The sequence below is a fragment of the Brevibacillus sp. AG genome (assembly GCF_028369215.1).
Taxonomy (GTDB): domain Bacteria; phylum Bacillota; class Bacilli; order Brevibacillales; family Brevibacillaceae; genus Brevibacillus; species Brevibacillus porteri.
In genome coordinates this window covers 126,126-152,057 of the sequence record NZ_JAQMYO010000007.1, presented here as the reverse complement: position 1 = coordinate 152,057, position 25,932 = coordinate 126,126, and the positions used below count along the sequence as shown (strand labels likewise).

General features: G+C 45.2%; 30 protein-coding genes and 2 pseudogenes. 21 read left to right on the top strand and 11 right to left on the bottom strand.

Features of this window, described 5'->3' with window-relative positions:
- The first annotated feature begins 131 nt into the window (after nt 1-131).
- The 3 genes from POF51_RS19485 to POF51_RS19475 all read left to right on the top strand — a co-directional run bounded on the left by POF51_RS19485 (nt 132) and on the right by POF51_RS19475 (nt 2,804).
- Nucleotides 132-1,445, top strand: coding sequence for an MFS transporter (locus POF51_RS19485; protein WP_069845992.1), 1,314 nt, complete (start codon nt 132-134; stop codon nt 1,443-1,445).
- Between the two features lie 135 nt (nt 1,446-1,580).
- Complete coding sequence (locus tag POF51_RS19480) at nt 1,581-2,177, top strand: TetR/AcrR family transcriptional regulator (protein ID WP_069845989.1); 597 nt, start codon at nt 1,581-1,583, stop codon at nt 2,175-2,177.
- 18 nt (nt 2,178-2,195) lie between these two features.
- Entirely contained in the window at nt 2,196-2,804 is a 609-nt protein-coding gene (locus POF51_RS19475) for a GNAT family N-acetyltransferase (protein ID WP_069845987.1), read from the top strand.
- A gap of 26 nt (nt 2,805-2,830) precedes the next feature.
- Here POF51_RS19475 and POF51_RS19470 read toward each other — a convergent pair whose 3' ends face one another.
- Complete coding sequence (locus tag POF51_RS19470; RefSeq protein ID WP_069845985.1) at nt 2,831-3,118, bottom strand: immunity protein TriTu family protein; 288 nt, start codon at nt 3,116-3,118, stop codon at nt 2,831-2,833.
- A gap of 312 nt (nt 3,119-3,430) precedes the next feature.
- On the opposite strand from POF51_RS19470, the gene POF51_RS19465 reads away from it, so the two are divergent.
- Nucleotides 3,431-3,634, top strand: a complete 204-nt coding sequence (locus POF51_RS19465) for a hypothetical protein (protein WP_069845983.1) — start codon at nt 3,431-3,433, stop codon at nt 3,632-3,634.
- 138 nt (nt 3,635-3,772) lie between these two features.
- Here the strand turns inward: POF51_RS19465 and POF51_RS19460 are convergent, their stop codons facing one another.
- The 4 genes from POF51_RS19460 to POF51_RS19445 form a co-directional block, all read right to left on the bottom strand.
- Nucleotides 3,773-4,078: an NIPSNAP family protein gene (locus POF51_RS19460; RefSeq protein WP_007717186.1), complete on the bottom strand. Its 306-nt coding sequence runs from the start codon at nt 4,076-4,078 to the stop codon at nt 3,773-3,775.
- Nucleotides 4,079-4,177: 99 nt separating this feature from the next.
- Nucleotides 4,178-4,417 carry a hypothetical protein gene (locus tag POF51_RS19455; protein WP_017250790.1) on the bottom strand — a complete coding sequence of 80 codons (240 nt, stop codon included), beginning with the start codon at nt 4,415-4,417 and terminating at the stop codon, nt 4,178-4,180.
- Between the two features lie 225 nt (nt 4,418-4,642).
- The gene (locus POF51_RS19450; protein ID WP_069845981.1) at nt 4,643-5,107 is read right to left on the bottom strand and encodes a GNAT family N-acetyltransferase; all 465 of its coding nucleotides are present in this window, start codon (nt 5,105-5,107) and stop codon (nt 4,643-4,645) included.
- 213 nt (nt 5,108-5,320) lie between these two features.
- A complete protein-coding gene (locus POF51_RS19445) occupies nt 5,321-5,695 on the bottom strand; it encodes a DUF2500 domain-containing protein (protein ID WP_069845979.1) in 375 nt (124 codons plus the stop codon).
- A gap of 620 nt (nt 5,696-6,315) precedes the next feature.
- On the opposite strand from POF51_RS19445, the gene POF51_RS19440 reads away from it, so the two are divergent.
- From POF51_RS19440 to POF51_RS19430, 4 genes and pseudogenes are all read left to right on the top strand, one after another.
- A complete protein-coding gene (locus POF51_RS19440) occupies nt 6,316-6,981 on the top strand; it encodes a hypothetical protein (RefSeq protein WP_069845977.1) in 666 nt (221 codons plus the stop codon).
- A gap of 813 nt (nt 6,982-7,794) precedes the next feature.
- The gene (locus POF51_RS19435; RefSeq protein WP_069845975.1) at nt 7,795-8,229 is read left to right on the top strand and encodes a hypothetical protein; all 435 of its coding nucleotides are present in this window, start codon (nt 7,795-7,797) and stop codon (nt 8,227-8,229) included.
- A 404-nt stretch (nt 8,230-8,633) separates the two neighbouring features.
- Nucleotides 8,634-8,690: pseudogene (locus tag POF51_RS32195) on the top strand (phage terminase small subunit-related protein); the annotation flags it as partial.
- 51 nt (nt 8,691-8,741) lie between these two features.
- Nucleotides 8,742-8,903, top strand: a pseudogene (locus POF51_RS19430) (terminase B); the annotation flags it as partial.
- A gap of 40 nt (nt 8,904-8,943) precedes the next feature.
- Here POF51_RS19430 and POF51_RS19425 read toward each other — a convergent pair.
- Complete coding sequence (locus POF51_RS19425; protein ID WP_069845969.1) at nt 8,944-9,474, bottom strand: ECF transporter S component; 531 nt, start codon at nt 9,472-9,474, stop codon at nt 8,944-8,946.
- Between the two features lie 142 nt (nt 9,475-9,616).
- On the bottom strand, nt 9,617-10,138 hold the full coding sequence (locus tag POF51_RS19420; protein WP_083261596.1) for a DUF4265 domain-containing protein: 522 nt from the start codon (nt 10,136-10,138) through the stop codon (nt 9,617-9,619).
- Between the two features lie 174 nt (nt 10,139-10,312).
- Here POF51_RS19420 and POF51_RS19415 point away from each other — a divergent pair, with 174 nt between their 5' ends.
- Together POF51_RS19415 and POF51_RS19410 are read left to right on the top strand one after the other, a co-directional pair.
- Nucleotides 10,313-11,125, top strand: coding sequence for a helix-turn-helix transcriptional regulator (locus POF51_RS19415; RefSeq protein ID WP_069845967.1), 813 nt, complete (start codon nt 10,313-10,315; stop codon nt 11,123-11,125).
- 140 nt (nt 11,126-11,265) lie between these two features.
- A complete protein-coding gene (locus tag POF51_RS19410; protein WP_069845964.1) occupies nt 11,266-12,573 on the top strand; it encodes an NtaA/DmoA family FMN-dependent monooxygenase in 1,308 nt (435 codons plus the stop codon).
- A gap of 225 nt (nt 12,574-12,798) precedes the next feature.
- On the opposite strand, the gene POF51_RS19405 is transcribed toward POF51_RS19410, so the two are convergent.
- Nucleotides 12,799-13,374: an NAD(P)H-dependent oxidoreductase gene (locus tag POF51_RS19405; RefSeq protein WP_083261595.1), complete on the bottom strand. Its 576-nt coding sequence runs from the start codon at nt 13,372-13,374 to the stop codon at nt 12,799-12,801.
- Nucleotides 13,375-13,516: 142 nt separating this feature from the next.
- Between POF51_RS19405 and POF51_RS19400 the strand changes: the two genes are divergently transcribed.
- The 6 genes from POF51_RS19400 (at nt 13,517) to POF51_RS19375 (ending at nt 18,277) form a co-directional block, all read left to right on the top strand.
- A complete protein-coding gene (locus tag POF51_RS19400) occupies nt 13,517-14,536 on the top strand; it encodes an AraC family transcriptional regulator (RefSeq protein ID WP_069845959.1) in 1,020 nt (339 codons plus the stop codon).
- A gap of 130 nt (nt 14,537-14,666) precedes the next feature.
- On the top strand, nt 14,667-15,323 hold the full coding sequence (locus POF51_RS19395) for a TetR/AcrR family transcriptional regulator (protein WP_069845956.1): 657 nt from the start codon (nt 14,667-14,669) through the stop codon (nt 15,321-15,323).
- Nucleotides 15,324-15,334: 11 nt separating this feature from the next.
- A complete protein-coding gene (locus POF51_RS19390) occupies nt 15,335-15,703 on the top strand; it encodes a DUF4180 domain-containing protein (protein ID WP_069845954.1) in 369 nt (122 codons plus the stop codon).
- Nucleotides 15,704-15,705: 2 nt separating this feature from the next.
- Complete coding sequence (locus tag POF51_RS19385) at nt 15,706-16,368, top strand: formylglycine-generating enzyme family protein (RefSeq protein ID WP_069845951.1); 663 nt, start codon at nt 15,706-15,708, stop codon at nt 16,366-16,368.
- Nucleotides 16,369-16,445: 77 nt separating this feature from the next.
- Entirely contained in the window at nt 16,446-16,997 is a 552-nt protein-coding gene (locus POF51_RS19380; RefSeq protein ID WP_069845949.1) for a MarR family winged helix-turn-helix transcriptional regulator, read from the top strand.
- A 74-nt stretch (nt 16,998-17,071) separates the two neighbouring features.
- A complete protein-coding gene (locus tag POF51_RS19375) occupies nt 17,072-18,277 on the top strand; it encodes an MFS transporter (protein WP_069845947.1) in 1,206 nt (401 codons plus the stop codon).
- A gap of 36 nt (nt 18,278-18,313) precedes the next feature.
- Here POF51_RS19375 and POF51_RS19370 read toward each other — a convergent pair whose 3' ends face one another.
- Complete coding sequence (locus POF51_RS19370; RefSeq protein WP_069845944.1) at nt 18,314-19,786, bottom strand: MFS transporter; 1,473 nt, start codon at nt 19,784-19,786, stop codon at nt 18,314-18,316.
- A gap of 94 nt (nt 19,787-19,880) precedes the next feature.
- Nucleotides 19,881-20,858 (bottom strand): NADH:flavin oxidoreductase, encoded by a 978-nt coding sequence (locus tag POF51_RS19365; protein WP_271755927.1) that lies wholly within the window; start codon nt 20,856-20,858, stop codon nt 19,881-19,883.
- A 148-nt stretch (nt 20,859-21,006) separates the two neighbouring features.
- On the opposite strand from POF51_RS19365, the gene POF51_RS19360 reads away from it, so the two are divergent.
- Nucleotides 21,007-21,441 (top strand): Lrp/AsnC family transcriptional regulator, encoded by a 435-nt coding sequence (locus POF51_RS19360; RefSeq protein ID WP_069845940.1) that lies wholly within the window; start codon nt 21,007-21,009, stop codon nt 21,439-21,441.
- Nucleotides 21,442-21,505: 64 nt separating this feature from the next.
- Entirely contained in the window at nt 21,506-21,952 is a 447-nt protein-coding gene (locus POF51_RS19355; RefSeq protein ID WP_069845938.1) for an SRPBCC family protein, read from the top strand.
- Nucleotides 21,953-22,005: 53 nt separating this feature from the next.
- On the opposite strand, the gene POF51_RS19350 is transcribed toward POF51_RS19355, so the two are convergent.
- Nucleotides 22,006-22,881, bottom strand: a complete 876-nt coding sequence (locus POF51_RS19350) for a hypothetical protein (RefSeq protein WP_069845936.1) — start codon at nt 22,879-22,881, stop codon at nt 22,006-22,008.
- Nucleotides 22,882-23,787: 906 nt separating this feature from the next.
- On the opposite strand from POF51_RS19350, the gene POF51_RS19345 reads away from it, so the two are divergent.
- From POF51_RS19345 to POF51_RS19335, 3 genes are all read left to right on the top strand, one after another.
- Nucleotides 23,788-24,360, top strand: a complete 573-nt coding sequence (locus POF51_RS19345) for a PadR family transcriptional regulator (RefSeq protein WP_069845934.1) — start codon at nt 23,788-23,790, stop codon at nt 24,358-24,360.
- A complete protein-coding gene (locus POF51_RS19340) occupies nt 24,344-25,324 on the top strand; it encodes a BtrH N-terminal domain-containing protein (RefSeq protein ID WP_069845932.1) in 981 nt (326 codons plus the stop codon). Before POF51_RS19345 ends, POF51_RS19340 begins: the two co-directional genes overlap by 17 nt.
- A gap of 391 nt (nt 25,325-25,715) precedes the next feature.
- Nucleotides 25,716-25,907 (top strand): hypothetical protein, encoded by a 192-nt coding sequence (locus tag POF51_RS19335; RefSeq protein ID WP_069845930.1) that lies wholly within the window; start codon nt 25,716-25,718, stop codon nt 25,905-25,907.
- Nucleotides 25,908-25,932 lie beyond the last annotated feature (25 nt).

Genomic DNA, 25,932 nt, shown 5'->3' with positions numbered 1-25,932 from the left:
CCATTCAGGTAAATATGTAAACCCTTTCAAAGCGAACAGTGCCGTCTCGAGAATAGTATTGTTTCATTTGAAAGCGGTTAAACTATCCCAATTGCGAATGGATTCGGGTCAATCATAAGGAGGGGGCAGCAATGAAGCCATCGAGTGATCGTGAAAATACGCGGCGAATCACAAGCAACATCTTTAAAGGTTCACTGGGGAACCTGATTGAGTGGTATGACTGGTATGTCTATGCAGCTTTTGCGGTGTATTTCTCATCTCAGTTTTTTCCAAAAGGGGACGCTACCAGCCAGTTGCTAAATACAGCCGCTGTTTTTGCTATCGGATTTTTAATGAGACCGATCGGGAGCTTGCTCCTGGGCCGATACGCTGACCGTCATGGGCGCCGTGCCGCGTTGACGTTGTCTGTTACCATCATGGCAGGTGGTTCTCTGGTGATTGCAGTAACACCAAACTATGAAACCATCGGCGTGTTTGCACCTATTATTCTCGTTCTTGCCCGCCTGCTCCAAGGGCTTTCGCTTGGCGGGGAATACGGAACATCTGCAACGTACCTGTCCGAGATGGCTGCGAGTGGTCGCCGAGGGTTCTATTCTAGCTTCCAGTACGTCACGCTGATCAGTGGACAATTGCTGGCACTGGGTGTGCAAATTATCCTGCAGCAAATACTCCCGGAAGAAGCCATGATGGCCTGGGGCTGGCGAATTCCTTTCATCATCGGAGCATTTGGCGCAGTAGCCGTGTTGTGGCTGCGCCGCAGTATGGACGAATCGGAGCAGTATACCAAAATGGAGTCGAAAAACAAGGAGAAGGCGGGTACGCTTCGAGAGCTGATGAAGCATCCGAAGGCGGTGCTGGCAGTTGTTGGCCTTACGCTCGGGGGAACCATCGCCTTTAACACCTACACGACCTATTTGCAAAAATTCATGGTGATTACGGTAGGAATGCCGAAAGAGGTAGTAAGCTGGATTAACTTTACCGCATTGCTCGTATTCGTCGTCTTGCAGCCGCTTGCTGGTATGCTGTCCGACCGGATTGGACGGCGACCGCTGTTGATTGGTTTCGGTGTTCTTGGAACATTGTGGACCGTACCGATGTTTTTGCTCCTGGAACAAACCACTAGCCCATATGTCGCTTTCTTGCTGATGCTGTCTGGTCTTATCATTGTTACTGGCTATACGTCCATTAACGCAATCGTGAAAGCCGAGATGTTTCCCACCGCCATTCGCGCTTTGGGTGTAGGCTTTCCGTATGGCGTGACTGTTGCGATCTTTGGGGGAACAGCAGAATTCATCGCACTATGGTTTAAAAGTATCGGGAACGAGTCTCTCTTCTATTACTATGTAGCAGCTTGTATTGCCATAAGCCTTCTCGTTTACTGGCGCATGGACGAGTCTTCGAAAAGCTCTAAGATCGAAGCTGAGCTGAAGACAGCAAAGGATTAGATGGAAGAATAGAAGGGCAACGAAAAACGGCAGAGATGCCGTTTTTTTTGCATGTACCGAACTGTAAAAGATTGCTTTTCAAAATTCCAGCTTTTTATAATGAGTAAAAACTCACCCAAAAAATGAGGTCCCCCAATGCCCCGCACCAAAGAACAATACGAACAAATGCGCAACGCAACCAAACAGAAAATACAATCAGCTGCCATGCAGTTATTCGTTCAAAAAGGATACGGCTCTACCAATGTCCAGGACATCGCGGATACAGCTGGCATCAGCATCGGACTTTTGTATCGGCATTACAAATCAAAAGAAACCTTGTTTGACGAACTGGTGGTCTATGCTCTCGCAGGCATGCAGAAAAACATCGATTTTTTCGAGGCGGCTGTTTCACCGAAACAAGCATTGGATCAGTTTGTGAAAGAAATTCACAACGACATGATGACAGGCGAAGAGTTTGCGAATTTGCTAATACTGATGGCTCAATCGTTTCTATCGGGGGCAGGAACAAGCGTCAAACAAAGCGAGGTAGCCCGGCTTAGCGACAACATGTTTCACGCTACAGCCCAGCTCATCAAAAAAGATCAGGAGCTTGGAGAATTCCGTTCAGGAGACCCAGACGAAATGGTCGTATTTTTCTATTCGACACTTCACGGGCTAGCTATGATGAAATTGATGCGAAAAAACAGCTTCACGATGCCTTCCCGCTTCATCCTCACTTCTTTTCTATACTAGGAAGGAGAATAACCGAACATGTTTACAGTGATCAGGGCGGATCAAGCAGAATTCGATGCAAGAGAGCAAATGTCTCAGATTTTTGCGGAGGGATTCACGCAGTGGCTTGGCTTTTTTTCAAATGACAAGCAAACTATTGCAAGAGCTTTTGTTCACATGTTCGTTTTGAATCAATTTTATGTAGCGGTAACGGATGATCGCACTGTTGCCGGCATGGCTGCATGCTCGGACGGTACTGCGCCTTCGGTAAAACTAAATCCAAAAGAGCTGCGAAAGCATCTGGGACTCTATAAAGGCACCCTCGCCGGACTCTTTTTGAAAAAAGAATTTGAAGCTACGCTGGCAGATCCTTCTCCCTTCAAATGCACAATCGATTTTGTCGGAACGGCTCCCGAATTCAGAGGGCAGGGAGCGGCAATGATGATTCTCCGTCATATGATGGAAAATACCCTGTATGAACAATTTCTCATCGAAGAAGTAGCAGATACGAATATTCCCGCTATGAAGCTATACCAAAAGCTAGGGTTCCAAGAATACAAGCGAAAGCCTGTCCCTTTAAAAAGAGCTGAAAAAATTGGAATCAATCATTTTAAATCGTTGAAATACGAAAAATCGCTCAAGGGATAGCTGATCCCCTGAGCGATTTTTTTGTTTTACACGGTGATTTCCTCCAAATCGATATTGGAGTCTATTTTCTCAAGATACTTCCAATAAATTAATTCTTCGGTATCGATGTGAACCACTTCCATCTCCAATTGCTGTGATTCCCATACAAGGATCTGACCTAGACAGTACTGGGATTCATGAATAACTCCTAACGAAGGATCTTGAACCCTCTTATCATCTATAAATTCACGACTGAAAATTTCAGACGAAATACTAAGGCTGCTTAGTTCCGCTGACTTACGATCAGCCCAATCACGTAAAAAAAGTAGAATCATTTTTTACCACCAGCCAATCATCGATTGATGTAGGGAGGTAAGATTCTCGAAAGTATAGTTCATACTTGGCACCCTGCCATTGTTAGTTTTTTACAGTTTATCAACATAGTAGGCTGGTCACAAGGTACTTAACAAATCGGTAATTGTGGGGATTAAACACCATCCAAGGAAGGGCAATGTTATCAAAATAATTGATGTAAATTCGATCATGCAAAATTCACTCCTTTCACGTTTTAATACGCAATTGGGGAATATTGGTTACCTGATCGTTTTAACACAGCACACGATTTGGTAAATGAGGGGGAGAGAGCGGTGAAAGTACCAAGGATGTTTTTGGTTCGGTGCTGGATGGCGAGGGGCGGAAAAACATCTGACAGAATCGTATGCATCGACGTATCAAAAGCACCCAACAACAGGATGCCTGATCAATGGAGTAAAGTACCTGATCGGATATTGACGGTAACGGATAGATTGAAAATGGTGCCAAAAGAATGGGCCGCATCAGAACAAAAGTGATCTGGATCAATCCAGTGGCAGCTGATCAAGTGGGGCAGCAGACAATCTTTTCGCTGCCGGGTATAAGCGGATAGATACACAATGCTCATTATATAAAAAAGCCCATCCTATCTAAGGATGGACAAGGTTGAAGGAGAATTATTCAAACACCGGACGCAAGAAACTTCGCTCGTAACTGATGATGCACTTTGTTTGCTCTGCGAGTGAGAAGGCAAGTTGACAATCTTCATCGACCAGTATTTTCTTTCGATAATCTTCATATTCTGCCAAACTAGGAAAACTAAATAAGGCATAAGCAATATTATTAGCACCTTCATGAGGAAGGAAATAGCCATGATGATGTCCGCCAAACTTGTTGACAAGAGGTATCCACATCTTTGCATATTCTTCAAAAACACTTACCTGATATGGATCAATAACATATTTCAAGTAACAAGTGACCATGTTTCCACTCCCTAATGGTTTTTCCTAAATCTTACTGTACATCAGTATTAGGAACAAGAGGGGATATGGTTTTACAAAATGTGTATTTAAAAAAGACTTTTAATAAAAGTCTCGTGGATTTGAATCACATTCTATTTTTAAAGACTTAAACCAATTTCTCAGGAATGTTCGTGTATCTGAGACTGTTATAGCAACATCGCCTTTTTGAATATCGATGTATAGGCTATAGCCTCCATCAGATTTAGACTCAATTGGAATCAAGTCAATGAATTCATTAAAATCTTTTACTACTTCGGTGACTCTATCCATTTGTGGTTTTGTTACATCACTTACAATCATCAAAAATTGTCTCTTCAACAATACACCCCATTGTTTTTATTTTCATTATATCACAGTAATGAAAACCGGGTGGGAAACGACAAGTTGGCAACTTATCGATCTTATCAGAAGTGAAAGAGATATGTGTCTGGGTTTATCAAAAACAATCGATTTGTTAAATGGGATCAGCAGGTAAGCTTGAAAAAAAGTCGGTATCCCGTACGCAATAGATACCGGCCTCCACTTCTATTCAAGTGTATAGTCGTAGCGAATGAAGCCTTTATGATGAGCAATTTTGTCATAAAGAGCACGAGCAGTGAAATTGTCCTGGCGGGTTTGCCAGTACAGTGCAGAAGCTTTTTGTTCTCGAGCAGCTTGAGCGACCCGTTCTATAAGGGCGCGGGCCACCCCATGTCCGCGAGCAGTTTCGTCAACGAAGAGGTCTTGCAGGTAGCACACATCTTCTTTCCAGACCGTAGGCTGAAAAACGTAGTGGGTGATACCGATCAAGTTTCCATGAAGATGCGCACCGAAACCGAATATCCTATCGCCAATGAGCAGTCGGTTCCAGATCTCATCGTATGTGGAATCTGGGAGCCCTGTCTCGTAAAAGGCTTTGTAGCTTCGAGCCAATACGTCCCAACGCTTGCGATCCTCTGCTCTTAGCGGAGCGATGTCAATTATGATACTCTTGTTCGTTTTTTCAGCCATTTGAAAATCAAACCTCCTCGTTGTCATCATTAAAGATTTAATAAGCATATTATCACGAATCTTTCACTTAATAAGGATGCAGAAAATCGTTTCAATACCAGGTCAGAGAAGGGTTAAGTCAAAATGTTGCTTTTGTAGGTGGAATACTACTGGGGATTGGGAGAAAGAGAGTTTTTAGCAAAGGAGATAGGAATGTAGAAAGACGACCCTATTTTACAAAGGTCGTCTGCTGAATTCCTTATATCTGGTGCCTTGATAAGTTAATATGCCTGTATCTCCTTCGACCAGTAAGCCATACTCACTACCTTTTACATGGAATTCTAGTCTTTCTCCATTGCTTAGTTCAAAAGTAAGGTAATAGTATGTGGATACACTGGTATCATTACCGCCACCTGAAGTTCTTGTGCGTTTACTAATTATTTTTGCAGGTTGAGTTAAGAGTGGGGACGCATTATTTGACATCCAAATCCTGATACCATTTATGATCGCTCCTAAGATGAAAAGTACAATTATTCCAGCAATCACTAAAAACCACCAGGGCGGACCAAAACCACTAGAGAAAGATGGTCCAAAGTCATTTGCGAACATTCTATTATCACTCCAATATTTCGTTTACATGTTATACGTAAAAATATGGTTATTGTTTCCTTTTAAAGTAAAATGTCTATTTAACATACTATTTCGGGAGAGAAGTATAAGGAACTGATGCTCCAAAGTGGAGTACCAGCCCTGCAGAATTAGTTTTCTAGGAGTGACAGATCAACTGCATCAAACAAGTGTCTCAAGATGGCGTGGCTTATCTCAGTAACGGGCTCGAAAACAAAAGCCACCAGGTGCTCATGTGGCTGCAGATAGTAGTTCCTATTGCCGAGTGAATTAACTCACGATATTGAGTCGGGCTGCATCCTCGAAACTTACATAGTAATACAGATGCTTGGTCATGGTAATCACCTCCTTCCGCACATAACCGTAGCAGAAGGAGAAAAAAGAAGCCCCCATATGGAAGCCCGTATATATGTTCGCCTATTTTTCATGAGACAAGCCTCAAAGGTTAAATTGAGCCGTAACCTTCCAAAAGGCTGACTATGACATAAATTTGAAGTGGTGATAATACCAATATTTGGTATACTTATTTTTACAAGTCCATTGATCAAAGTATGAATTATATTCGAAAGAAAAAGAAATTATTGAGAATTGGTGGGGAATAAATGCGTAAATATATAATTGGAACTTTATTTGGATTATTAATAGGAACATCGATAAGTGTATATGCTGAAGTGGTTAGTATGGTTGGTAAGGTTGTTGAGGGAGAGCTGCTAGTAAACATCAATGGCAAAACACTTAATAATAAGGCAATAGTTGTTGATGGAACATCATACCTGCCAGTTCATGCAATAGGGGACACATTAGGATATAATGCTTCATACGTCCCAAATGAAGGGATCAAGCTATATCCCAAATTTGATGAAAAAGGGCTTAAAATTAAGTATCTTCCGATTGTCAACATAAATAATACGTACACAATAAACTCTGACGATTATTATTATTTGGAATCTGACGGAAATCAATATGTTTCTGTTAATAGTTTAGTTGGACCTTATGACTTTTATTGGCCAAAACCGGGTACAGCGGTGTTTCACCCATTGTTAGAGACCGAGAAGTCGAAATTGGACACAAACGGTATTTTCAATAAAAAAGCAGACGATGTTATAATAAAAGTATCTGATGAGTATGTAAAAGATGCCGAAGCCTTCAGATATGAAGGGATGCGTGGAAGGGTTTTTGTAAAATTATCTTCTTTAAATTTGAAAGCTGAAGTTAAGTATAATGACCAATATAAAGTTGACGAGCTAGTTATTACCATACGTGAATGAAAGTCGGTCCTAAATCTGAATATAAAAGGACGGATAATAGTGAAGTTTTAATCAAATAAACCACTCCATCGTTAGGAGTGGTTTTTGCCTTTATTCATTAATGTATATATTGTGGTCAAACTGTACTTTGTGTTTAGTGTATTACGGTGAACCGTATCACTAGTAACGGAAAAGTTGTTGAACGAACGGGTTCAAAAACTGAATACAGTAGTTACAGTAGTAGAAAAACCACCTTTGAGGTGGTTTTCGTTTTGGTTGAAGATGAAAAACCCGGACAAAATCAGGGATAAAAGGCAGGACGATTTTAAATATTTGAATCGGTAATCTTGAGTCAAGAGCCAATCGACATCGGCTCTTGGGATTTACCGGACAGGCGATTCCATGCGAGACATAAGGCTCCAACCACTCGCCCCTTGTCCGGTATCTCTCTTATGTGAATATGCCGATCGTGTCTTAAGAGTACAGAAGCGTACCATTGGCTATAGCAGGTAAAAAGCTTGTCGCTGGTCCCTAAGGTGTTCTAGAATACTTGCCGCTTCAGCAATTTGCTTTCGTCTCTTTTCATGATCAATTATTTTAGGCATGGTTATATTGAAACAAGGAAAAAAGCCAGAAAGTTTTTAAATAATACGATTGTATTGTTTAAAAATGCATGCTATGATGTCCTTAAAAATGTAAAGAGGTGGAAAAAATGGATTATTTTAATTTTTAACCCGTCGCACATACCACGTTAGTCGACGAAACAATTCAGTAGATAGGAAATATGAAAAAAGGTATGTTCGAAAAGAATAAGTGGAAATAGGAGTGTGGATTATGATTAAAAAGTTAATGACTTTGGGTGCAGTTGTTTCCGTATTAACTTTCGGTTCGCAAGCTGCTTTTGCCAGTGATGGATGGGCGGATACAAAAGAAACTGCTCATGCTATCAACGATGGTGGTAGTTTCTTTCAAACAATCTCGGATAGTACAGATGTTGATTGGTATTATTGGAAAAATGACTCAGACAAAATAAATTGGGTATTCGAACTGCAATCTCCTACTGGTGTTAATTATGACTATGACTGGATAGCTTATGGCCCTAATGGTCAAATGTCTGGGACTGCTGGTGATTTAGGGCCTGGTCAAATTGACGCAGCGACAGGAAGTGGTTTTGGGAGGGGAACGACTATATACTTTAAGGTTCGTGGACATTCCTCCCAAGATTTTGATTCGAGGCATGCTTACGCTGTTTACTTATCGACTTGGTAATTGAGAGGAAAGGCTTAATGAAAAGCACCATAGTGGTGCTTTTTCTTTTGCCAATCAAACTTAATGGGATAAGTTCACTAGTCTTACAGGTAGTTACAAAAGTACACTACAGGCGTTCTCAAACCATTACGTTTAGGGCAACAGCAGGAACAGGATTGTTTGCTGCTTATATTGATGATATCGTTGTAAAGTGGTCGTAAAGTAAATCAATTAAAAGGGAGCCTCAACTCTTTTTTAAGAGTCTATGGGCTCCCTTTTTTTATTTCATAACGAAACTATTAAATATTGGTGGTGGTGATGATGTAGTGGCAAGAGCAAGAGACCCGAACCGTATTAAGGCGTTGGAGACGTAAAAGCAGTCGAATAGTAAAACGAAATTGAAGGACATCGCTTAGCAGCTCGGTATCTCGGAAGGAACCGTACGAGGTTGGAAGAACAAGGACAAATGGGATGAGCAGATCAGTAAGCTTCAAGAGTCTTCGACACCAGAATCAACGGATGTAACCGAAGAATTGTATGCCCTAGCACAAAAGCGCCTTGTATCAGTTAGATCTGGGCAAGGAATAGGAAAGACGGCTTTGGAGTCATGGACGATAATCTGATTTTTGTGCTGCCGGCCTTTCCCAAAGGTAATTTGTACTGCTCCCACGCGTTTCCCGATCTTTTTATATTTGTAAAAAAGGAAGGATGGAGCTTTGCCCCATCCCTCCTTTTTTACCCTTGCCCCACAATCTTCTTCAAGCGTCCCACCAGCGGGATGACAATAACCGCTGCTACAACCACCTGCAAAACGTTCCCCGGAATGGAGCCAAACGGCTGAATCCAGTTCCCGTAAAGAATAACCTCAACAAAGTAGTAGCCCACGATCTTAATCACCAATGCTGCCGCAACTGCGAGTGCGTACACAAATACCCGATTGCCAGGCACCTTTTCGGCGATGAGGCCAGCTACATAGCCCATTGCACCTACGATTACGAAGGTAAACGGCGCCCATGCTGTCCAACCAGAGATAAGGTCGAAGAGGCCCATACCAAAAGCTCCTGCGATAGCTCCTGTTTTTCTGCCATACACAAAAGCTGCGATTAAAAGAGGCACGTTCCCGAGATGAATGAGGCCACCGTTACCCATGATCGGGAGTCTTAGGTTAATAAACATGGTGGCTGCGAGAGTAAAAGCGATAAATAGTGCATTGATAACGAGGGTTTTCGTCTTTGTTGCTTTTCTTGATGAAAAAGTAGAATCCATTTGATAGCCTCTTTCTTATTATTTTTACTATTATCATACTCAGAATCAGCTACATAATAAATACACTTTGCACGATTTATTTGCCTAGGTAAATCATTCCAAGGAGGATGCTCCATAGCCGAAGAACTGACGTTTTCAAAGATTAATCCAGATCTCTAGCCCAACTAACTAACTCTTCATCTTCAAAATTATGTGGATCCTTGTAAATATTAGAGTAATAGTACTCTGCTTCTAGTACGTCTCGAATTTTATTGAACGTATGATTGGTTGCATCAAATCCATTACTGATTGGAGCAGTAAACGCGAGTGAACCATTATGAAATCCATCTAAAGAGCCTGAAAGTTCTTTTTTGACGATAGATTCAACTGCTTCTATCTTTTCTTTAATAGGCTGCTCTTTGTAAATTTGAATACAGAAATTCCCACCATGCTCGATTAAATCAAAATCTCCGTTGGGATGGAGTTTTATGGTATCTCCTTTCGCAAGGCCTAGTGCTAGCCCTGGAGATGCGCATAATTTGAATTTTTGATCGCTTAGGTATTCTGCAGGAAGCTCTTCTAAAACTGTTCCCTGTGAACTTTTGCCAGCAAAAACCTTAATCAATGTTAATTTATCTTCCATACGATGCTCCACACCTATCTCTTTCTTTGTATGATATATCATCAGGATGCCCGTCTCCTATTACCATTTGTTTCTTTATTTTACCATATCAATTTCAATAAAAATAACTGCCCGCTCTTTGGATTCGGGAAAAGAGACCCGCTGATCATGGTCTGTGATAAAATATGGCTGTAAAAAGGACCCATACATCTTGGACAGGAAGCAGGTGCAAAGACAGTGACAGATTTGGATAAACTAGCCGAAGTATTTGCTAGTGGTTCCTCTGAGATAGTAGGTACCTACCGTTTATTCATCCAGCCGAACAGTGTATTGCGTGAATTCAGGACGGTATGGCACGGTTTTCTTTTTACCATTCGCGGAGCAGCCAGAATGTGTGTGAATGGAACTGTCTACGAATTACATCCAGGAACCGTATTTCATGCGGCGCCAGACATGCTGCTGGACACGCGAGTCATTGGCGATTCAGAGTTCGAGTACTATTTGCTTACGTATCGATTGGACAACATACGTGATGGAGCTAGCGTCCACGAATGCGACGCACATTTCATGCTGGAACCGGGAGCTAATCCAAGAGTGACCGAATTGCTGATGATGCTTCATCAGAGTGCCCACACCGTTGACGGAATCGGGAAGCTTCGTAGCAAGGAATTATTCCTGGGGATCATGCATCAAGTTCTGGTGGGGTGCAGGCTTCGAGAGAGTGAGAGTCCTCCTAGTAAAATGGTAATACAGCAAGCCATTGCTTACATAAACGGACATTATATGAATTCACTGACGCTCGATGAATTGGCAGAGTTGCATGGAATGAGTCCCAAGAGCTTCTCGTACTTCTTTCACAAATATACGGGAGTACGTCCAATCGATTATGTCATCCAGTACCGTATGGAGAGAGCGAGCGAATTACTTCTAACAGGCAATTATTCCATCCGTGATGTAGCCTTCAGTGTGGGGTACGATAATCCGCTATATTTCAGTAGAGTTTTTAAAAAGAAATTCGGGGTTTCTCCTTCTGCTTACACAAGTCATTGAGAGCTCCTTTCGTCGCCAGTTTCAATAATGATGCATATCACATTGGGGATATGTGTATTTGCATTTGTGCCAGACCTTGCTACACTACTCGTTGATAATGAGAATCGTTATTAGTGTTCATATAGGAAAGGTAGAGAAAAATGACGGAAGACAAACAATTGTGCATCGGATTGTCCATAAACGCAACCTGGATGAAAGGAGAAGGCTGGCGGCGTCCAGACAGCGGTGTGGAAAAAATGGGCTCCATCGACTATTACATGGATTTGGCTAAAATGGCTGAGAAAGCAAAGCTCGATTTTCTTTTCCGTGCGGATTATCTTTATGTTCACCCCACGATGTTAGGCGATTCCGCAAATTTCGGCAGCCCTGATCCTACGATGATATTCGCAGCGATTGCCAGGGAAACCGAGCGGATCGGACTGGTTACGACGATTTCTACGACGTTTAATCCGCCGTATGTCGTTGCCAGACAGCTTCAATCCTTGCATTGGCTGAGCAATGGTCGCGCTGGCTGGAATATTGTCACATCGATTGAAGGCGCGGAAAATTTCGGTGATTTCCCTATGCCTTCTCCCCAAGAAAGATATGCGAAAGCAGCGGAATTTACGGAGGTCGTAAAAAAGCTGTGGGACAGTTTTCCGTCCGAAGCAATTGTGATGGACCGTGAGACAGGCATGTTTTCTGATAGGGAGAAGGTTACCGCCATTGATCATTCGGGTGAGTTTTTCAGTGTCAAGGGGCCGCTTACATTGCCTGCCCATCCATCTGGCTCCATTCCTTTCTTTCAAGCAGGAGCGTCGGATATGGGACGGAGCTTTGCTGCTAAAGTAGCGGATGCGATCTTTGCGGCGATGCCAGACCTTGAATCAGGAGTGGAATTGCGAAACGACTTGAGAAGAAGAGCCGAGGAACAGGGGCGTAGTCCGGACGCGATCAAAGTTTTGCCTGGATTATATTTTTTCTTGGCCGATACCCGTGAGGAAGCGCATGGATTACATAAAGAAGCACACGCGCATTTGAGTTTGGAACGCAGACATGCATCGCTTCAATCCGTACTGGGCCTTGATTTGCGCAGCTTTACTCTGGATCATCCCGTAACTGTCGATATGCTCCCTGATCCGAATCAACCAGTGCGCAGCCGTACACACGCTGATCTGTTGCGCCGGTATATCATCAATCATCAGCCTACAGTAGAAGAGGTGTTGGCAAGGCCAGAGGTTGTCGGGTCTGCTCACTGGGTTTCCATTGGGACGGTTGAGGACGTGTTGAACGATATCATGGAGCGGTTTGAGGCTGGAGCTATGGACGGGTTTATTGCCCTTCCAGGCGGTTCAGAAAAATCGATGGAACTATTTTTTGAAAAGCTGATGCCGCAATTGGTTGAAAGAGGCTTATTCAGAAGCGAATATGCGGGTGTCACCTTACGCGAGCATTTCAGGATTGGATAAGCTGTTTGAAAAGGGGTTCAGGAGAAAAAGGTAGAAAAAGGGAGAAAAAATCGTGATTACTGGGGCGATGGAAGCAATGGAAGATGCAGGAATCCTCGGCGTTCATCCAGTAGGGGCAAGTTTTTGGAAAGTGTGCAAAAGCACCTCGATAAGTAAGGCAACAGGAAAAACTCAAGCTGAAAGAGGGCTTGAGTTTTTGTTTTGTCACTCTGGTTCACCGTACGCTTAGGCTAGCCTCTCCCCAAGCTGTGTCACTTTCCCCAGCCACTTCTTGCGCTGTTCCTCCGCCGAGGCATTCACTCCACTGATCTCCGTAACCTTCACAGGCTTGATCCCGCAAAACTTCAAAATGTTGCGTTTCATCACAAGATGTCCGGCTTGCCAGTAGATCAATCGATTGTACCAAGATGGGGTATCCATGGTTACAATCATATGTGCGGTTTTGCCCGTTAACAGCTTATCCCATAGTGGCGAGCCCTCCCGATATTTATAGGCGAATCCGGATAATAAGACACGATCGAAAAATCCCTTCAAGATAGCGGGCATCGTGCCCCACCAAGTCGGATAAACAATGACCAGATGATCCGCCCAACGGATGAGGTCCTGCGCTTCTTTTAAGTCATCCTCCAGCTCCGTTCTTTTCCGATATCCGTACTTCAAATTTGGATCGAAAGAGATTTGGCTCAAATCAATGGTGCGAATTTGTGCTGTTTTGCCTTTAGCTCCTTTCATATAGGCGTGCGCCAACGCAGAGCAATAGCTCTCGGGATCTGGATGTCCGATGATAACGAGAATGTTCATTTTCATAACCCCCTGTAGAGTTGATTCCATAACCGACAGATCGTGGTAAACTGAACTGTATTCAGCATATCGTGTGGAATGGAACAGATGAATGATCGAAAGCGCATAAATGTTGTGGATTCACGCAAAGGAGGTTCCGTACTTGGAAAATGCGCATGGGTTTGCGATTTCGATGGTGTATCCGATTATGAAAACAATTACTCACAAGAAGCTTGATTTTGAGCGTTTTTGTGATCATGTTTCTTTCGACGGTGCTTTGTTGCAGGATGTGGAGGCTCGCATTGACGAAGCGGAGCTTGAGCGCTTGATGAAAGAAGCTGCCATATACACGCAGGATGATCATTTCGGACTGCATCAAGGACAGTTAACCGATATTGCCGATCTGGGCATTCTTGGCTATGTCATGATGCATTCGGAAAAAATCGTCGATGCATGGAAGGCTTATCAGCGGTATCACGTGATCCTTTGCAGCGGGTACGAGCTGGATTGGGAAGAGCGGGGGAACGATGTGTTCCTGCGGTTTCATAGACAAAGTCCTGGGAGCGTTTCTCGACATTGCATGGAGGATATGGTCAGCTCCTTGTACCACTTGATCGTCCGTATGAGTCATCGGTCTATTCCGTTACAGGCGATACAATTCACACACGACGCTACGGCCGATATCGCACCTTATTTGAATTTGTTCGGAATGGAGCCTCAATTTGGTAGAGCAGAAAATGGGCTCTTGGTAGGCAAAGAAGTTTTGCAATACCCGATTCTGTATTCAGATGTCCGGCTGCGTAAAGCGTTTGAACCAATCGCGGAAGAAATTAGAGAGAAGCTGATCAGAGGACGGGAATTTTCGGACCGCGTGTTTCAATGGATGGTGGGATGTATGCCTGCGGCTTTTCCGACCTTACAGCAGACTGCCGCTGCTTTTCATATGAGCACGAGATCCCTGCAAGCGAAACTAAAGGCAGAGGACACTTCCTATCATGAATTGTCCACGAATGTTCGCAAAGAAATGGCGATGGGGTATTTACAGCAAGCGGAGCATTCCATTGGAGAGATTGCATATTTGCTACATTTTTCAGATCCAAGCGCCTTTCAAAATGCTTTCAAGAAATGGACGGGGTTGACACCGGGGCAATATCGGATCAGTCGCCAAGCACTTGCCATGTAACGTTAGGATGGAACACGCTGAGTAAGCGTGTTTTTTTGTGTTGTCGAACCTATTCGTTTGACAAACTGGAAAATAATTGTGTACACTTTTTTTATTCCGACCGTACAGTATAAATAAACGAGGTAAGATCATGCCCAAATTAGGAATGGAACCAAAGCGCCGAGCAGATGTCATCAATGCGACCCTAACGTGTATTAGCAATCACGGGATTGATGGTATGACACTAGATAAGGTGGCGGACTATGCGGACTGCTCAAAAGGTGTCGTCACGTATTATTTTAAGAATAAGGATAATTTGACGAGTGAAGCCTTTCAGGCATTCTTGGCCTATTATGGCTTGAAAATCGAATCTGACATTGAGAACACCATGACAGCCCAGGAAATGATGGACGTTACGCTGAAGCATATCTTGCCGCCCTACGTGAACGATAAGGAAAAAGGGATCAATGTTTCGCAGCTGGATGGCATCGCTGACATGTACATCCCGCATGAAGATCAAGCAAGACTCTTTGTACAATTCTTCTCCAAAGCCGCATTGGACCCCAATCTCCAAGAAGTGGTTGCGAAGAGTTATACGAGAGATTTGCAGGGCATCACCAAGATTTTTGATTACGGGAATCAAACCGGGCTTATGTCCGTAGAGGATTCGCAAAGCGCTGCCTACGGACTCATGGCGATGGTTGTGGGTTTGAGCTTCTTTCGAGTGGCGAGCGTTCAGCCAGCAAACGGCGAAGACAACCGATATATTTGTGAGGATTATGTGAGGCAGATTACCAGTAGAAGATGAGGAGGATACACATGAATATTACAAAGGTAGAAGCAGCCGTGGGAAACATTGCGATCGTGAGCGGAAGCGAGGTATTGATTATTGATGTGCAGTCAGCCCTGGATCTGATTGCAACCGTACACTATGAGGCAGACAGTAATCGTATCATTATAAACAAATCATTGATTACCGAAAGCTTTTTCGATTTGAAAACACGCCTTGCTGGCGAGATCCTGCAAAAGTTCATCAATTATCGCGTGAAAGTAGCGATTGTAGGAGATTTTTCGGTGTACACAAGTAAAAGTCTAAAAGACTTCATCTATGAATCCAACAACGGAAACGACATCTTTTTCTTGCCAACCGAAGAGCAGGCGATCGAGAAGTTAAGCCAGGTGAAATAGAAATGGATCAGGCGTACCCGATGGTGAACATCCCAGCAGGGCAAAGCGAATTACGGGACGATCGAATCAAGGCGACATGGACAACCGAGGTGAACGCTTTTTTACTCGCACCGGTTCCTGTTACGAATGCGTTATACTTCTCGGTTGTACAAAAAGCAACTGGACCGAATGACCACCCCGAGGCTCCCGTTGTAAATGTCTCGTGGAACGATGCGATTTCGTTTTGCAATCTGCTATCTCAGCAAGCGGGTCTCACGGAATGCTACTCGATGAGTGAAGATAGTGAGTGTGTCGTATGGAACGTCGAAGCGGATGGCTATCGTCTGCCGACAGAGGGGGAATGGCAGTACGCGTGCAAAGCAGGGACGGGTGGTTATCGGTACGGCGAGCTGGATGAGATCGCATGGTACGAAGAGAACGCTGAGGGTACAGCACATGTGGTAGGACAAAAGCTACCGAATTCGTGGGGACTCTATGACATGCTGGGCAATGTTTGGGAGTGGTGCTGGGACCTTTATGATGTGAACGTTTACGGCTCCTACCGAATTTTTCGCGGTGGCAGCTGGGCAGAAGAGGCCAGAGGCTGTGGAGCGACGTGCCGCCGTCGCAGTCACCCCACGTTTCGGATTGATGATCTCGGCTTTCGTCTTGCCAGGTCCCTGTAAGGTAGGGGGTTGCAAAATCCAAAAGAATCCGTTATATTGATTTTAGTTAGATAATCTAATTATATTCAAGGTGGATCATGAGCAGAAAAAACAAGAGAGAGCATACATCCGATCAATTGCCAAAACTAGGTATTCAGCCGTATTTGGATCTGATGGAAAAAACAGCTCTGCAAAATACGGATCGCAAATTGGCTCATTTGGGGTTATTGATGCTATGGCTGGGGGATAACGCCATAGACGCCATTGACTTGAATTTGGAGACATTCGGCATAACGGAGAGTAAATGGGACGTATTGCTTCTGCTTACGTTACATGAAGACAGAGAGCTTATCACCCCCTCTTCGCTTGCAGACAGGCTGGGCATTCGGCGTGCTTCTGTTACAGCTTTGCTGGACTGGCTGGAAAAAAGGCACTGGATAATCAGGGAGCAAAGCACGCTGGATGGTCGCAAGATTCATGTCAAACTAACACAGGAAGGCAGAGAATTAGTAGCCAGAGCACTGCCAGTTTTCTGGTCTGCCTGCTCCTCCATTATGAGCGACTTAGAAGAGGAAGAACGGATGCTGCTGGAAAAAATCTTGATGAAGTTGAATCGCAGCATGGAAGAAAAACTGGGGGTGGGAAGATAGGATCATATTTTTTTGTGAATATAATTAGGTAATCTAACTATAATGGGTGTAAATAATTGAAAAAGAGGTGTGCGATGTCACAGCGAAACTACTCACTCATGACGGCAATCCTATGCTGGTCTGGAATCGTCGTCATGTCGAGCTTATACGTTACGATTCCCCTTATGACCATCTTTGCCGATCTTTTCCGTATTACGTTGACACAGGCTGCAGCAGCAGGCAGCGCATTTTCGGTTGGGTTTGCCATAGGATGCCTGATTTATGGACCGTTGTCCGAAAAGTATGGCCGCAAGAACGTTATTGTGATCGGGATGATTGCCCTGGTTCTATTTTCTTTGTTGCTTGGTAGTGCAAATGATTTCGCATGGATCATTGTACTTAGGTGCTTGCAAGGTGCTGCCGCAGCTACGTTCTCGCCTGTTGCGCTCGCCTATGCTGTGGAAATGTTCCCTGCGGCAAAACGGGTAACGGCAATCGGATTTATCAGCACAGGATTTTTGGCGGCAGGGATCATTGGTCAAGTGATCAGTAGCTTCATGAGTCAGCAATACAGTTGGCACGCCGTATTTTATATGCTTGCTGCTATTTATTTCGTGACGCTGCTCGTGGTGATGAGGTGGCTGCCAAAAGAAGAGAGTTCTCTTGCTACCGTGAATATTTGGGAGCCGATTAAGCGAATCCCCTCCCTGTTCAAACAAAAAAATATCGTCTTGAGCTACATAATCGCTCTTGTATTGCTTATGTCATTCGTTAATATGTATACGGTTTTGGGGAGTTATTTGGCGGGACCCGATTTTGGGCTTAGCAACAAGGAGATTCTGCTTGTTCGAATGATTGGTGTAGTGGGCATGCTCACTTCTCCACTGGCGGGCGGGCTGGCAAAACGGTTTGGCTTACGTACCGTGCTCCGCTGCGGATTAGTTCTTGCAGTGGTCAGTATGGCTTCCCTCGGTATAATATCTAACTTGGCTCTTTTGATTGGTACGAGTGTGCTTTTCGTTGCCGGAATTGCGTTATCCGTTCCTTCCCTGATCACGCTTATTGGACAGCTAGGGGGTAAATCGCGGGGAATTGCGGTTTCAGTTTATACGTTTATCTTGTTTTCGGGAACAAGTCTTGGGCCGATCTTGTCCATCCGTATTATGAATTTTGGCAGCTATGGACTTACTTTTGTACTGCTTGCAATCGTACTAGGCATTGGTCTGTTGGCTGCATGCATGGTTCGCAGTGATTCCGCGGTTGAAAGCATTAGCACAAAACCTCCTTCGCCACTAGCTTAGTGGTTAAGGAGGTTTTGTTGTTATAAACGACGGCTGCTACCGATTATTTTGTTGATTCAGCAAGCGTTCTCGTTGCTTATGCATGGCAATGAAAGCGGCAAACACGAGCAGCAGGCTTCCTGTGAACAGAAACCCTTCCTCAATGGAGAAGGGCAGCCACCCTAATAGGCCTGAGCCGACGACCACACCGAGAGAGAAGAAGGCGTATAAGTAACCGTGTGCTTTCCCCCGCAATTCTTGCGGCGTCGATTGAATGAGCATCGTATTGACAGAGGGAAACAAGAGAGCAAAGCCTATCCCATATAGTCCTAACATGCAATACAGTGCCAATGTCGTGTTGGATTGACCAATAAGCAACTGACTCACGCCCATGAAACCAATTCCGAGTGACATCGTTTTGGAAGGGGCCACACGATCGAAAATCCGATTGGTCGGAAGCACGAAAATCAGAACAGCAATCAGTCCAAACGTGCTCAATAACGTACCGCTTAATTTCGAGTCATATCCAAGCGATTGGACGTGCAAGGGCAAAAGGTAAGCAATCACACCTTGTGAAAACATGAGCAAAAAGGCACCGCCGTAGGCTTTGATTATCCCCGTATTGAAGATCAAGGCTGAGGTTGGAACGTCCTTCTTGAGCTTCTCTTTCTTGCAGGCCTGAGTGGATTGCAGAAAAATGACGGACAGGATGGCTAGGAAAAAGCCCATAACAGCTACACAGGTAAAGACAAAAGGCACGGAGGTTTTGCTTGCCATAATGCCGCTGAATGCAGGTCCGATAATCGCTGCGAGTCCCACAAAGGTACCGGTGAAAGCAACCTTTCGTCCTTGCTGCTCATGTGCAGTGTTATTCGCAGAGAAAGTAAAAGCAGCAGGAACTATCAAACCGGCAACAAATCCGTGAATGATACGCACGATAATCAACAGAAACGGCTGATCGATGATGTGATACAGCAGCAAGGCACAGCTTGATAAAACCAATCCGATCAATAGTGGTTTGGATGGACCAACCTTATCTGTCAGCATGCCAGAGATAATATTGCCAAAGGTATTGGCTAACGAATACAGACCGATGACAAAACCTATAACAAATGAGCTGGCACCTACGGAAGCAGCAAAGGTACTCATGACCGGCAGTTGCGAGAACAAATCAAAGAACGAGAAAAAAACGATGCCGTATACAAGCAGGGCATTATTAAACGGCTTCAGAGGATACATATCCTGTGCCGTTTTCAGTCTGCGATCCAGAAAGAAGTTCCCAAACGGTACAAAAGCGGCGAGTAACGCAGCAAGAGACCAGAGCAGGCTCCATCTCACGCGAATGGCCGCATAGAGTATCGCTAGAGCATACAGGCAAAATATCCCGCCGTGAATACTTCCTATGATGGTTACGGCTTTGTCTAAGCCCCACACGTATTTCAAGGGCATCGCGATGCCCATCAATACTAATAAGGAAAGGCCATCGAATAGGCCTGTAAGACGTAAAAAGTAAATTGGATGTACCCGCACTTGAGACTCTCCTCATTTTTTATGAAGTGATGCCTCTATCCTACCATTTTTTTTGATGAAGAAAGTGAACAAATTGGGGTCATTCCTGTGTCGATTAGGCAAATAAAAGACGTTTTGCATAATCAGGGTCTTCCAAGAGAGGGCGACCAATCGCGACACTATCGACGAGATGGTCTTCGAGAATTCGATTGGCAAGACTGCGGCTATAGATTTTTCCCACGGCAATGACCGGAATGCTGACATGTTGTTTGATCGCAGCTGCATGAGGCAACTGATAAGCCGTATAGACGTCACTAGGCTGGATCGGGAGCAGCCCCCCTGTCGAGACATCGATCGCATCCAATTCGGACTCAATCGGCTTTAGCATTTGCACCCAGTCTTCTGGTGTTAGACCGCCTCGGACAAAATCTGTGGCAGAAACACGGATGATAACTGGATATTCCCGTCCTACTTCGGCTCGAATCGCCAGAAGTACGTCTTTCAAAAATCGTGCCCTGTTCTCGGAAGTGCCACCATAGGCATCCGTCCGCGTGTTGGACAAAGGCGATAAAAATTGGTGAAGCAAAAAGCCGTGCGCCGCGTGAAGTTCAATGCCATCAAAGCCTGCTTCGACGCTTCTCTTTGCCGCCAAACGGTATTCTTCGACGATGCTCTTTATTTCGGCAAGAGACAGCGACTTAGGGGTCCCGTAGTAATCATCGTACGCAATAGCACTTGGAGCGACCAATTGCTTCGTTACATCAGGCGAAGCCTTCCTTCCGCCATGCGACAACTGGAGGAAGATCGGGGTGTGCTCTGCGTGAACAGCTTCTGTTATTTTGCGCAAAGGCTCCACATGTTGGTCGGTAAAAATGCCGATGTCGTTGAGAAACAGTCTGCCGTTGGCTGAGACGGCGGTCGATTCCACAATCACCAGGGACACATGCTTGGCCCTACGGCTGTAAAATTCGATATGATGGTCCGTGGCAAAACCTTCAGGAGTTCCCCGATACTGCTGCATGGGCGACATGATGAGCCGGTTTTTTAAGCGCAAGTTGCCAATGTTTATGGGTTCGTTTACGGTAAATGTCATGTTCTCATTCTCCTCTTCTGTTTATGAGTGACATTTTATGGGAGAACGCTTACAATTTACATAAGTTTTTGAAGGGATTTCAAGTCATTTACCTTACATTTTTATTTGTTTTAGGTATTCCACTTTCGAAAAATGAGGTGCTGTGTGGATGGACCAAATCGATCATAAAATTTTGACAGTGCTTCACGATAATGCCCGGATTCCCATTTCCGAGTTGAGCCGTATGATTGCGATGTCGCAGCCAGCTGTAACGGAAAGAGTGCGAAAGTTGGAGGAGCAAGGCGTCATAACCGCTTATCGGACGGAGCTTTCTCCCCAGAAGCTCGGCAAGCACACGACTGCATATGTACTGTTTAAAACGAGTGTGTGTAAGGATTTCATTGCATTCTGCGAACGAGCACCTGAGATTGTCGATCTCTACAGGATCAGTGGGGAGTACAATTATTTGATGAAGGTGCTGACTGAGACGACCGAGTCACTGGCCGCCTTTTTGGATACATGCCACGTTTACGGATTTTCAACGCCTTTAATTGTTCTCTCGAAACCATTCGAGAATAAAAGTTTGGTTCCAAGTACGGAGTGAAAAAACGCAATTTTTGCATTCATGAAAAATTAGTGCTAACAAACATGATCGAAGAGGTGTTCCGATGAAGGATCAAAATACCGAATCACGCAAAATTGTTGGTCAAACGGCATCGACAGGCTTCCAAGTAGGTGTACGCAGGACGATGCCGATTACCCCAGAACAGGCATGGGCGTTTTTAACCTCGTCCGAAGGGGTGAGATTATGGCTTGGACAGGTATCGAACCTTACCTTTAGGGAGGGGGAGACCTTTATTTCCAGCGAAGGAATATCGGGTCAGTTTCGTGTTGTAAAGCCGCTCCGGCAGTTTCGTTTAAAGTGGTCGATGAAGGATTGGGAAAAGCCGTCCACCCTGCAAATCCGGCTGCTATCCGACAAGGCTGACCGAACGACAATTAGTTTTCATCAAGAGAATTTGGATCATGAGAATACACGAGAGCAAATGAAGCTTCATTGGGAAGAAGTTCTGAATGAAATCAGGCAAAAGGTCTCTATTTTGGAGAGGGAATAAAGACTTTTGAATAGACGCTGACGACCATTGTTGAAGCGGTCAGGGCAGCAGCATCAGCCGTCCGGTGCGGCGTACTTCCTTACGTCCGGCTCGAATGTCGCTACATTGGACGAGTCCAGCTCCAAGTGGGTGGTTCCGCGATCGTCGGTCAGCACGAGTATGCGCGAGCCGACGACGGGGACGCGGTCGGCGCTGGTGCGCATGTGCGCTGAGATGACACGAGGAGCACCGTCGACAATGTAACCTACCTCGACCGTGAACATCGGGAGATCGAAGAGCCAGCGGTTCGCGAAGCTCACGTCAGTCAGCGTCCCGGTGAATGACGAGCCCTCCACGCGGAGGCGAGCGATGTCCGTCTGACGCCGCCGGGCGTGGGCGATCGACCCGGGCAACCGCAGGAGCGCGATGGCGGCCCAGAGGGCGAAGCCGGCTCCGACGACGGCGCCGAGCTCTGGTGGGATCGTCTGCGACGTTGCGATGGCCTCGAGGTCGAATGGTCGCGACGGATCGCTTGTCAGCGTCCAGAGTAGGAGGACTCCCGCGTCTGCGACGAGTCCTCCTGAGACCGCAAGCGACACGAACAAGCCGGCGACCCTGGTCTGTCCGAACTGCTCGACCGCTCGCGAGTACACTCCGCCGGTCGCACCGATCGCGAAGAACAACAGCACCACGGCGACGCCCACCGTGACCGGATGACCGAGGAACATGCTGATCGCCGGTGTTGGCGCCAGGCCAAGCAGGGCACCGAACGGCACGGAGCCTGTCAGCGCCCACAGTACAGCGGCTGCGAGCAGCCACGGCAGCAACGGAGCCGCGCGTCCGACTCGACGTCCCGGCAGGAGCATAGTCATCCGTCCGTCCTTGTCCGTGGTGGAGAACAGCGGCAGCGTCTCGATGTGCTCCTGCTGACCCTCCGTAGCAGCCCTCATCGGCATGGCCCTCCCGAGGAAGATTCTCGCACCTCGAACGGCGGAGGGGGAGTCCCCAAGGCACGGCCGGGTCGATCAACTATAGAATGGAGGAGTTGCTTCCCTTTCTGTATTTCTTCTTCATGAATACTGTATTTGGGTACATCATTTGAAGATCTAGATATCAAGTATCCCTTTTCCATTAATTTGTCATATATTATTCGTTCGCATTGACGCTGATTATAGTTAGCCATACACACCTTCACCCCCAAAATTTTTGTCCACTGTAAATGCCCCCGTGTGTCAAAGCCGCCGATCGATGATACCTGCTTTCATATTCGTTTGGTGTAAGGGAACAATCCGATCCCCCATGAAAGTCGTAAATCACTTGAGGTATATTCAAAGCTGGGATCACTGATGCGCAGTTTGTGTATAACGAGGTTATCAATAAGTTTCTCTTATCATCTTCTGTTACTTTGCGGGTGGTGTCAGCGACGCTGGTACAAGCTAACGGGCAGTTTAAGATCAAGCGCGGAGAGCCCTATCACAAGTGATGGTACACACAATCAGAAAAGAAATAGTGTTTGATAGTAGTTATATCAGCAGATTAAGACGATAGTGATAGTAGTCCGGCGGATAAAGGCTATAAAATAAAGCCTTTATTCGCCGCTGTTTTGTTGAACTAACGTTCTCCGTTAACTGTCTTTCCGCAAAGTAGTGTTGATCACCTGGGTACAAAAAAAGATCGGCATGATCGGTCGATGCCGCGAGCTCAAGTGCCGCCTCAAGACCCGTACATTCGGAAGTTCGTCAGTTCCTGATTTAAACATTCTCAAGCTGTAGTTTTCTAGCAGATTGGGTTATTGAATTTTTATTACACCTACGTTATATTCCATATATGAAATACTCAAGATAAGGAGTCTCTCTATGCATACATTATCGAATGTCGAATTCATGCTCCTGCAAATGATCGCGGAACATCGTCAAGCTTCCGGATACGATATTATGAAGTTAGTCGAGCAGCGAGGTTATAAAGAATGGGCGAATATCGGTACAACTTCGATTTATGCAGGATTGAAGAAACTTAGCGATAAAGGATGGATCTCACCTGAGACATCCGACGAGAAATCTGGCAAGGGGCCAACGCCTACCCGGTTTGCCCTCACCGAAGTGGGTATACGTAAGCTGAGAAATGAAATTCTTGATAGTCTGTCGTCTACACGGGAACGTGACAACCGCTTCGATCTCGGTTTGGCCGCTTTGCCCCATATCGGGAAGGAAGAGGCCGTCATTGCTTTACGGAAACGACTGGATTTTCTTGAACAAGCCTCGATAAAAATAAGACAGAAGTACGAATCACAAGGCGGAGCTAGCTTGCCGCTGAACGTAAGGGCGTTGTTCTTGCATCCATTCAGCTTAATCGAGAGCGAGCAAGTGTTCGTTAGCCGTTTAATACATGAATTATTGGAGGAGGCAAGTAGACATGGGCAAATTTATTGAAGGTTTCATTCCTTATCAAGGCGAACATTGCGAAACAACCGCCATGGGCAATTTAATGCAATATGCGGGAGTTCGCTTGTCTGAGCCGATGTTGTTCGGACTCGGGCAAGGGCTTGGATTCATATACTGGGATTCGAAGGGAATGGACTTCCCCTTCATCGGAGGAAGGGTAAAACCGGATAAACTGACCGCTTATCTCGCCGAACGACTCGGCTTGAACGTCAGATATCAAGAAACCTCGTCCGTCAATAAGGCGTGGCAGAACGTCCGAAGCAGCATCGAACACGGCATTCCGGTTGGGCTTAAATTAGATGCCTATTACTTGGATTATTTTAAGAACAAAGTGCACTTCGCCGGTCACTATGCTGTACTTTACGGTATAGATGACGAATACGCCTACATGGCGGACACCAGACAACAGGGTGGACTTGTGAAGACGCGTTTGACAAGCTTGGCCGCTGCCAGAAATGCAAAGGGACCCATGAGCTCCCGGAATCGTTCCTTTACGATCGAGCCAAACGACACATTGCTTCCGCTTGTTCCTGCTATACGCGAATCCTTGACCATGAATGCGCATGACTATCTGAACCAGACTATTCGGAATATTGGTAATAAAGGCATTGTTAAAATGAGCAATGAAATCTTGAAGTGGCCTTCTCGCAGCAACAATTTCGAACATGATTTATGTCTTACCGCGACGCTAATGGAGCGGGCGGGAACCGGCGGCGCTTTATTTCGGAATCTGTATAGGGATTATTTGAGAGATTGTGCTGATCGGCTGGAGGACCCGAGGATCGAACAAGCCCACTGTATGTTTACAGAGATCGCTCCCATGTGGGTTAGCGTCTCTGCTTCAATCGACCATGCAGGAAGAACAGGTGATCACCAAGAGCTCGTGCATGCGTCTAAGCTGTTGCTCGAGATTGCGGATAAAGAACGCGCAGCCATGGAGCTGTTGTTGTGATAGCCTTACACTTACATGGAACGGAATCATTCCTTTCGGCACGCATGCTTTAACCCAGTGTCAGCTTAAGCACCTCACACGGATTTTATTCTTGTGCATAACCATCCCTGCCCCACATTTCGAACACCTAACAACACCAGCTAGAAAGTAATTCCCACTATGAGATTTGATTGCTGTAAAGGAGTTCTTGTGCAGGTCATTTATTGCTTGGACTTTCTCCCATAATTCTATTGAAATAATTTCTGGGTGTTTGCCGTTTCTTTCAGGCATTTCTTCAAATGTGCCCTTTTACCGAAGATACTATATGTGCCAGGCATACCACCAAAAAGGTAGGTCAGAATATTCCTCAAATTTAATTAGGGCTGACTGGATTGAACAAGAGGTTTTGCATGTGTTAAGGGAATCTGTTAACAGCATGGATTTGGTCGATGAAGTGCTGAATAAGATTGAGGAAGATGTTTCACAGGACAAGCAACCAGTAGAACTACGTTATAATGAATTGAAGTTACAGGTGGAAAACAAAACGAAACAAATTGATTCGTTAGACGAAAGGTATACCATAAGTGACGGCGAAAAATCGTAAAAGGGAGAACGACCTCTATGGCGTT